The 8,445-nt window shown below is 71.3% G+C and carries 6 protein-coding genes; 2 read left to right on the top strand and 4 right to left on the bottom strand.

Going from position 1 to position 8,445, the window contains the following annotated elements:
- Positions 1-75: 75 nt before the first annotated feature.
- The 4 genes from hrpA to gsmA form a co-directional block, all read right to left on the bottom strand.
- Entirely contained in the window at positions 76-3,981 is a 3,906-nt protein-coding gene (hrpA, locus tag ODJ79_RS23115) for an ATP-dependent RNA helicase HrpA (protein WP_263025626.1), read from the bottom strand.
- Positions 3,982-4,024: 43 nt separating this feature from the next.
- The gene (locus tag ODJ79_RS23120) at positions 4,025-4,801 is read right to left on the bottom strand and encodes an aldo/keto reductase (RefSeq protein ID WP_263025627.1); all 777 of its coding nucleotides are present in this window, start codon (positions 4,799-4,801) and stop codon (positions 4,025-4,027) included.
- Between the two features lie 11 nt (positions 4,802-4,812).
- Positions 4,813-5,058 (bottom strand): hypothetical protein, encoded by a 246-nt coding sequence (locus ODJ79_RS23125; RefSeq protein ID WP_263025628.1) that lies wholly within the window; start codon positions 5,056-5,058, stop codon positions 4,813-4,815.
- 76 nt (positions 5,059-5,134) lie between these two features.
- Positions 5,135-6,265 (bottom strand): sporangiospore maturation cell wall hydrolase GsmA, encoded by a 1,131-nt coding sequence (gene gsmA, locus ODJ79_RS23130; protein WP_263025629.1) that lies wholly within the window; start codon positions 6,263-6,265, stop codon positions 5,135-5,137.
- 182 nt (positions 6,266-6,447) lie between these two features.
- Here gsmA and ODJ79_RS23135 point away from each other — a divergent pair, with 182 nt between their 5' ends.
- Positions 6,448-7,401 carry a phosphatase PAP2 family protein gene (locus tag ODJ79_RS23135; protein ID WP_263025630.1) on the top strand — a complete coding sequence of 318 codons (954 nt, stop codon included), beginning with the start codon at positions 6,448-6,450 and terminating at the stop codon, positions 7,399-7,401.
- A gap of 275 nt (positions 7,402-7,676) precedes the next feature.
- Entirely contained in the window at positions 7,677-8,237 is a 561-nt protein-coding gene (locus ODJ79_RS23140; RefSeq protein ID WP_411267363.1) for a general stress protein, read from the top strand.
- The last annotated feature ends 208 nt before the right edge of the window (positions 8,238-8,445 follow it).

Here is an 8,445-nt window from a genome sequence, read left to right on the forward strand (position 1 = left end):
GGCGATGACGCTATGGCCTGCGCCGGGGTCGCGACAGGTGGGTAACCGAACGGCACCCAAGCCCCTACGGCCTCGCTACGCCGGTAGTTGATCCATCGCCTTGTAGATGCGTTTGTCCGAAACCGGGTACGCGGTGCCGAGGGTCTGCGCGAACAGGTTGATCCGCAGTTCCTCGATCATCCAACGGATCTCGGCGAGCCCCTCGTCGGCGGCGCTGAGCGGCGGGAACTCGGCGCGCAGCTCCCGGTACTCGGCCTCGATCTCCTGGATCTGCGCCATCAGCTGCCGGTCGCGCCCGAGGTTTCCGCCGACCCGGTCGAGCCGGTACACGATGCCGCGGAGGTACCGGGGCAGATGATGCAGCTGCCGCCAGCCCGCCTCGGTGACGAACCCGGTGTGCACCAAGCCCTTGAGCTGCTGCCGGATGTCGGCGAGCGCGGGGATCAGCTGCGGGTCGCGCAGGCTCTTGAGGCGCTGCTCGACGTCGTACGTGGTGGCCAGCACCGCCTGGACCTGGGCGACCACGCCCTCCACCGCGTCGACGAGGTCCTGCCGGACCGTGTCGCGCAGGGCGGCGAACTCGATCGAGGACCAGACCGGCCCGCCGGCGTCGGCGACCAGCTTGTCGACGGCCGCGCCGGCGCAGTCGTCGAGCAGGTCCGCGATCGACCGGTACGGGTTGGCCCGGGACAGTTCGAGCTTGGCCCGGTTGTCCAGCCGGCCCTGCAGGAAGCGGGCGGCCGGCGGGAGGGTGAGCAGCAGCAGTCGCCGGGTGCCGGCCCGCATGGCGACCCGCTGCTCGGGCTCGTTCTCGAAGACCCGGACGGCCACGCTGTCCGTCTCGTCGACCAACGCCGGAAACACCGTGACCTCGTAACCCCCGCGGACCTGGGCGACCCGCCGGGGCAGCATGCCGAAGTCGTTCGTGGTGATCCCGCGCCGCTCGATGTTCCCGGCCGCCGCCGCTATCGTCCGCTGGACCGTGGGCGCGAGGCGGCGCCGCAACTCGTCCAGATCGCGGCCGACCCCGAGCGTCTCCCCCGACTCGTCGACCACGCGGAAGTTCATCCGCAGATGCGACGGCACCTCCGCGGGGCGCCACGCGTCGCGCGGCACCACCGCGCCGGTGAGCCGGCGCAGTTCGTTGCCGATGGCGTCGGTCAAGGGCCCGCGGCGGGCCGGCACCCGGTCGAGCACCGCCTCGGCCCAATCCGGGACCGGCACGAAGTTGGTGCGCAGCGCCTTCGGCAACGACCGGATCAGCGCGATCACCACGTCCTTGCGGAAGCCCGGCACCGACCACCCGAAGTCCTCCGGGTCGAGCTTGTTGAGCAGCGGCAAGGGCACCTCGACGGTGACCCCGTCGGCCGCCGAGTTCGGCTCGAACTCGTACGTCAGCGGCAGTCGCACGCCGTTGGCCAGCCACGCGTCCGGGAACGCGTTCGGGTCGACCGTGTCGCGCCCGGTGTTCACCAGCAGATCGCGGGTGAAGGTCAGCAGGTCCGGCTGGTCCCGCCGGGCCTTCTTCCACCACGCGTCGAAATGCCGGGCGGTGACCACCTCGGCCGGGATCCGCTCGTCGTACAGGCGAAAGACGGTCTCGTCGTCGACCGCGATGTCCCGCCGGCGGGCCCGGTTCTCGATCTCCTCGATCCGCCTCAGCAACCTGCGGTTCTCGTCGAAGAACTTGTGGTGGGTCTCCCAGTCGCCCTCGACCAGCGCGTGCCGGATGAACAGTTCCCGGCACAGCGCGGGATCGACCCGGGCGTACCCGACGCGCCGGCGCGCCACGATCGGCAGGCCGTACAACGTCACTTTCTCGTACGCCATGACGGCGCCCTGCTTCTTCTCCCAGTGCGGCTCGCTGTACGAGTGCTTCACCAGGTGCGGCGCGAGTTTCTCGGCCCATTCCGGCTCGATCCGGGCGTTCACCCGGCCCCACAGCCGGCTGGTCTCCACCAGTTCGGCCGACATCACCCAGCGCGGTTGCTTCTTGAACAGCGCCGAGCCCGGGAAGATGGCGAACTTCGCGCCGCGGGCACCGAGGTACTCGCGTTTCTCCCCGTCCTTGAGCCCGAGGTGGCTGAGCAGCCCGGCGAGCAGCGCGGTGTGCACGTGCTGCCCCTCGGCCACCTCCTCGCGGTCCTCGGCGAGGGCCAGCCCGAGGGTGCGGGCGACCTGCCGCAGCTGCGCGTAGATGTCCTGCCATTCGCGTACGCGCAAGTAGTTGAGAAATTCCGATCGGCACAGCCGGCGGAACTGGTTGCCGGATATTTCCTGCTGTTTCTCGCGCAGGTAGCGCCAGAGGTTGAGGTAGCTGAAGAAGTCCGACTCCTTGTCGAGGAACCGGGCGTGCTTCTCGTCGGCCTGCTGCTGCTTGTCGGTGGGCCGCTCGCGCGGGTCCTGGATGGACAGCGCGGCCGCGATCACCATGACCTCGGCGACGCAGTCCTGCTTGTCCGCCTCGATCACCATGCGGGCCAGCCGCGGGTCGACCGGGAGCTGGGCCAGCTGGCGGCCGATCGGGGTGAGCCGCCGGTCGTCGAGCGCACCGAGCTCCTCGAGCAGCTTCACGCCGTCGGTGATGTTGCGCTTGTCCGGCGGGTCGATGAACGGGAACCTGGTGAGATCGCCCAGTCCCAGGTTGGTCATCTGCAGGATGACGCTCGCCAGGTTCGTCCGCAGGATCTCCGGCTCGGTGAACTCGGGCCGGCCCTCGAAGTCCTCCTCCGAGTAGAGCCGGATGCAGATGCCGTCGGCGAGCCGGCCGCAGCGGCCCTTGCGCTGGTTGGCGCTGGCCTGGGAGACCGGCTCGATCGGAAGTCGCTGCACCTTGAGCCGGTTGGAGTAGCGGCTGATCCGCGCGGTGCCGGGGTCGATCACGTAGCGGATGCCGGGGACGGTCAGCGAGGTCTCGGCGACGTTGGTGGCCAGCACGACCCGGCGCTGCGTGTGCCGCTCGAAGACCCGGTGCTGTTCGGCCGCCGACAGGCGCCCGTACAGCGGGACGATCTCGGTGTTGCGCAGGTTGCGCTTGCCGAGCGCGTCGGCGGTGTCCCGGATCTCCCGCTCCCCGGAGAGGAAGACGAGGATGTCGCCGTCCCCTTCGCGCCCCAGTTCGTCGACGGCTTCCGCGATCCCGTCGACCTGGTCCATGGGCTCTTCGGTGTCGTCCTCGGTGGTCTCCACCAACGGTCGGTATCGGACCTCGACCGGATATGTCCGGCCCGAGACCTCGATAACCGGCGCCGGCTTGCCGGAAGCGTCCGAGAAATGCTCGGCAAACCGCTGCGTCTCGATGGTCGCCGACGTGATGATCAGCTTGAGGTCGGGACGCTTCGGCAGCAGCTCACGGAGGTACCCGAGAATGAAGTCGATGTTCAGGCTGCGCTCGTGCGCCTCATCGATGATCAACGTGTCGTACCGGCGCAGCTGCCGGTCGTTCTGGATCTCGGCGAGCAGGATGCCGTCGGTCATCACCTTGATCATGGTGTCGTCGCTCACCTGGTCGGTGAAGCGCACCTTGTAGCCGACCGTGGAGCCGAGCGGCCGGTCCAGCTCCTCGGCGATGCGCTCGGCGACCGTACGGGCGGCGATCCGGCGCGGCTGGGTGTGCCCGATCTGGCCGCGCACGCCGCGCCCCAGCTCCAGGCAGATCTTCGGGATCTGGGTGGTCTTGCCGGAGCCGGTCTCACCCGCCACCACCACGACCTGGTGGTCGCGGATGGCGGCGAGGATGTCGTCCTTGCGCCGGCTGACCGGCAGCGCTTCGGGATAGGTGACCTTGGGTACCGCGGCGAGCCGGGCCTCGAGGCGCTCAAACGCCTGCGAGGCCTCGGCCTCGATCTCGGCGAGCACGGCCGCGCGGGCCGCCTCGTCGCGGATCTTGCGGGTGCCCTCCAGGCGACGCTGGAGTCGCCGTTCGTCGCGGGGCAGGAGCTGTTGTAGCCGGGTGCGAAGCGCGGCGGGTGTGGAAGACATGGCGCAGCAAGAATAGGCGGAACGGGCCGGAATCGCCTGGTGATTAACGCCGCCCCAGACCGTCGATCGAGCGCATCTCGTCCGGGGTGAGCTCGAAACCGGAGATGTCGAAGTTCGTGGCGATGCGCGCGGCGGTCTTCGACTTGGGGATCACCACGATCTCGTGCTGGACGTGCCAGCGCAGCACCACCCGGGCCGCGTCGACCCCGTGCAGCGCGGCGATCTGGGTCAGCACCGGGTCGTGCAGGTTGGTGGTCTTGAACGGCGAGTACCCCTCGACCACCATGCCGCGGGCCCGATGCCCCTCGACCAGCGCCGGGTCCCACAGCGTCGGCCCGAAGCGGATCTGGTTGACCGCCGGCGTCTCGCCGGTGGCCTTGGTCAGCTCGTCGATCTCGTCGAGGTCGAAGTTGCTGACCCCGATGGCCCGGGCCAGCCCGGCGTCGCGCAGGTCGACGAACTCCTGCCACACCCGCACCGACCGGCCGCGTGACGGCGGCCAGTGGATCAGCCACAGGTCGACCGCGTCCACCCGCAGCTGCCGGAGGCTCTCGGTGAGGGTGGCGCGTTCGCGGCCGGCCCGCTCGGGCGGCAGCTTGGTGGTGACGAAGACCTCGTCGCGGGGTACGCCCGAGTCGGCGAGCGCACGGCCCACCTCGGCCTCGTTGCCGTACATGGTGGCGGTGTCGATGTGGCGGTAGCCGGCGTCCAGTGCGTGCCGGACCGCCTGGTACGCCGACTCGCCGCGGATCTGCCAGGTGCCGAAGCCCAGCACCGGCATCGCCGGGCCGGACCGCAGCGCAAGCGCGGGAATGCTCATACGCCCCAGTCTTACGCGGCCGGGACGTGATGCGGTACCGGCGAGCGCAGCCGGGCCGCGCTCGGCAGCCGCGCCGACGGGTCGGCGGTGGGCAGCGCGCCCAGCCCCGGCAGCCGGATGTCGTGCATCGCGGCCCGTTCGGCCAGGGCCCGTTCCAGCTTCTCCCGGGCCTCGTCGTGCTCCCGCGTGGTCTTGTCGGTCATCTCGGCCTCCTCGGTGTCCTCGCCGACCCCCGAGCGACCCGGCACGAGGGTCATCCGCCTCAGCAAAACGAGCGTAATACGCAAATTGCCCCCATCAGCTGCATCAGCCGATGGGGGCAAAAGCTCTGACTTACTTCCAGATGTCGTACTGGTACAGGTTGCGCGAGGCCATCAACCCCGTGATCTTGGTGAAGTAGTTGGGGTCCGTCGCGTACCCGGCCTTCCACACCTGCCAGATGAACTTGTTCGCGTCCTTGGTGTAGCTGAACGCCGGCTGGTAACGGCTGTTGACCCGCAGGAAGTTGCCGTGGTCGCGGAACGAGTCGGCCATGGTCGCGTAGATCCGGAAACTCGCCGTCGTGCCGAAGCACTTGCCGGCCTTGTCGCACTCGCTGGTGTTGTAGACGTGGCAACCCTTCGCGATCGTGCCGTACTTGCCGTTCTGGCACTTGATCCCGAAGTAGTTTCCGTCGGTGAGCGAGAGGCCGCTCTTGCCCCAGCCCGACTCGAGGATGGCCTGCGCGATCGTGACCGACGCCGGCACGCCGTACTGGCGCCAGCCGGCCTGCGCACCGGGCACCGCGGCGGCGAGGAACTGCTCCGGCGTGATCTCCGGGGCGACCACCGGGGTGAGCGACGCGCCCGGGCACAGGTGCAGGGTCGGCGTGACCACGTACGCGTGCGAGATGTAACCGCCGTCGCCGAGCCGGTTCCATTGCGTGGTCGAGCGGACGGTGCCGTTGACCGACTGGCCGACCACGCCGCACACGCCCTGCACCTTGGCGCCGTTGAGCACCGTGCGCTTGAGCGGGAAGGACGTGCCCGGGCCGGTGCGGACGTTCACCGCGCCGTCGGTGCTGCGCACGGTGCCGATCGTGTAGGCCGCCCCGGCGACCGGCGCCGGCTTCGCCGCCACCGGCTTCTTGGTCGCGCAGAGCGGGAGGGTCCGGCCGATCTGGAGGTACGCGTGCGTCACGTACGAGTTGTTGCTGAGGCGATCCCACTGACTGGTCGTGCGGACCGAGCCCCGGACCGACTGCCCGGTGACCCGGCAGACGGCGGTGATCTTCTGCCCGTTGCGCAGCGACCCGGTGATCCGGGACGCCAGCGAGGGCCCGGACCGGGTCTTCAGCGGGCTGTTCGCCTTGACGACCGCCGTCGTCCCGGCGGCCTGCGCCGGGCTCGCAACGACCATCAGGCCCGCGCCGGCGGTCAGCGCCATCATCGGCACCGCGATCAGTCGGCGGGTTCTGCGCCCCATGAAGCAACCCCTTCGGTCGGTCGGCGGTCCGTACGAGACTGCGGGCCGAAGGTTGCGGGCCGGGATCGGCGGAGGTTGCGGATGGGTAGCCACGCTCCGGGTGGGTTGAAAGAACCACCGTTTGGGCAAACGGCTACGCATCCCACCGCCGCCCTTGATCAGCCGCAGGAGGTCTTCCGCCGATGACGGCCCTGGCGTCCCGCCCCAAGACGTCCCGCGCCGGGACGTCCGCGCCGCGCCCCGGCGGCGCGGCGTACGTGCTCGCCCCGTTCGCCGTCGCGCTGTCGGCGGCCGCCGGCGTGGCCGCCGCCTACCTGGCCTTCGTGCGCACCGCGACCGGCCAGTACGCGGACACCACCGCGATGCTCGGCGGCGACGTGCACCACCCGCGGGTGGTCGAGGTGCTCAGCCGCGCGCTCAACGGCACCACGCTGGTGAGCCTGGTGCTGGTGTGCCTGGCCGCCGCCGCGATCGGCGTGCTGCGCCACCGGATCGACCTGGCGATCGGCGCGACCGTGCTGGTGCTCGGCGCGAACGCCAGCTGCCAGCTGCTCAAGACCCGGCTCCCCCGGCCGGACCTGTCCGACTTCCCGGGCCCCAACTCGTTCCCGAGCGGGCACACCGCGGCCGCCGCCTCGGTCGCGTTCGCGCTGATCCTGGTGCTGCCCGCCGCCGTGCGCGGGATCGTCGCGCTGATCGGGGCCGGCTACGTCACGGTGATCGCGATCGCCACCGTCTGGGCCGAGTGGCACCGCCCCAGCGACACGGTCGCCGCGGTGCTGCTGGTGCTCGCCTGGGCCGCGCTCGCCGTGTTCGGCATCCGCCTGTTCCGGCACCGCGCCGCCGGCCCGGCCGTCCGGCTCTCCCGGCTCGCCACCCTGCCGCTGCTGGCGGTCGCCGTGGTGGCCGGCGCGGCCGGCGTGTTCGGCCTGATCTGCGAGGTCATGACGGTCCGGGTCACCCCCGAGCTGGTCTCCAGCCGCTTCGTGTTCCTCACCGCCTCGGCCGGCATCGCCGCCGCGGTGGCCGCCGGATTCCTGCTCTGGGCGCGGCTGGCGGCCGGCGACCGGGGCACCGCGACCGCAGACGTCAAGGCGAGCCGCCCGGCCCGCCGTCCCCAGGGAGGCAAGAAGTGACCACCCCATCCGACAGCGGCGCCACCCCTACGGCAGCCGGCCCGACCCCCGAGCCGGAGGCGGCCCGCACCCAGCCGGTCCCCGAGCCGGAGGCGGCCCGCACGCAGCCGATCACGGTGCCCGAGGCCGCGGCCGCACAGCCGGTCGCCGAACCTGAGGCGGCCCGCACCCAGCCCATCTCCGTGGCCGACGCGGCAGCCACCCCGCCGGTCACCGAGCCCGAGGCGGCCCGCACCCAGCCGATCACGGTGCCCGAGGCCGCGGCCACCGAGCCCATCCCGGCGGCCGACCCGATCGTCCCACCGACCGGCAATCCGGGCATTCCTCCCGGCCCCGGCGGCGTACCGTGGCTGCCCGGCCAGGTCCGGGCCGCCCCGAGCGTGCCGACGGTCATGGTCGGCTCCTACACCGACTACGCGCTCGCCCAGCAGGCCGTCGACCACCTCTCCGACGAGAAGTTCCCGGTCGAGCGGACCGCGATCATCGGCACCGACCTGCGCCTGGTCGAGAACGTGCTGGGCCGCCTGACCACCGCCCGCGCGGCCGGCGCCGGCGCGGCCGGCGGCGCCTGGTTCGGCCTGTTCATCGGCCTGTTGTTCGGCCTGTTCAGCAACGCGAACTGGTTCGCGGTCATCTTCGTCTGCCTGCTGATCGGCGCGGCCTGGGGAGCCGTCTTCGGCGCGATCGCGCACGCCGCCACGGGTGGCCGCCGCGATTTCGCCTCCCGCAGCTCCCTGCAGGCCGGCCAGTACGCCGTCGTCACCGATCCCGAGGTCGCCGACCAGGCGCGTCAGCTGCTGATCCAGCTGAACTGGCGCGCCTCGGGAGCGCGGTAGCCCGCGCTCCGCGGAGCGTGCGGGGCGTGGAAGGCTGCGCCTGGGCCTTGCCACGCCCCGGTCAGGGGGTTCTGAGAAGCCCCGGGGCGGCAAGCCTCGGGGCTCCTCGTTCGGGTCCTGAGCGGTGGCGGCCGCCCCGGACCCGGGGTGGGTGAGTTCGGTCAGAAGGTCGCGTCCAGCTCGTCGCGCAGCTTCGCCAGCGCCCTGC

The organism is Actinoplanes sp. KI2 (assembly GCF_025630775.1).
Taxonomy (GTDB): Bacteria; Actinomycetota; Actinomycetes; order Mycobacteriales; family Micromonosporaceae; genus Actinoplanes.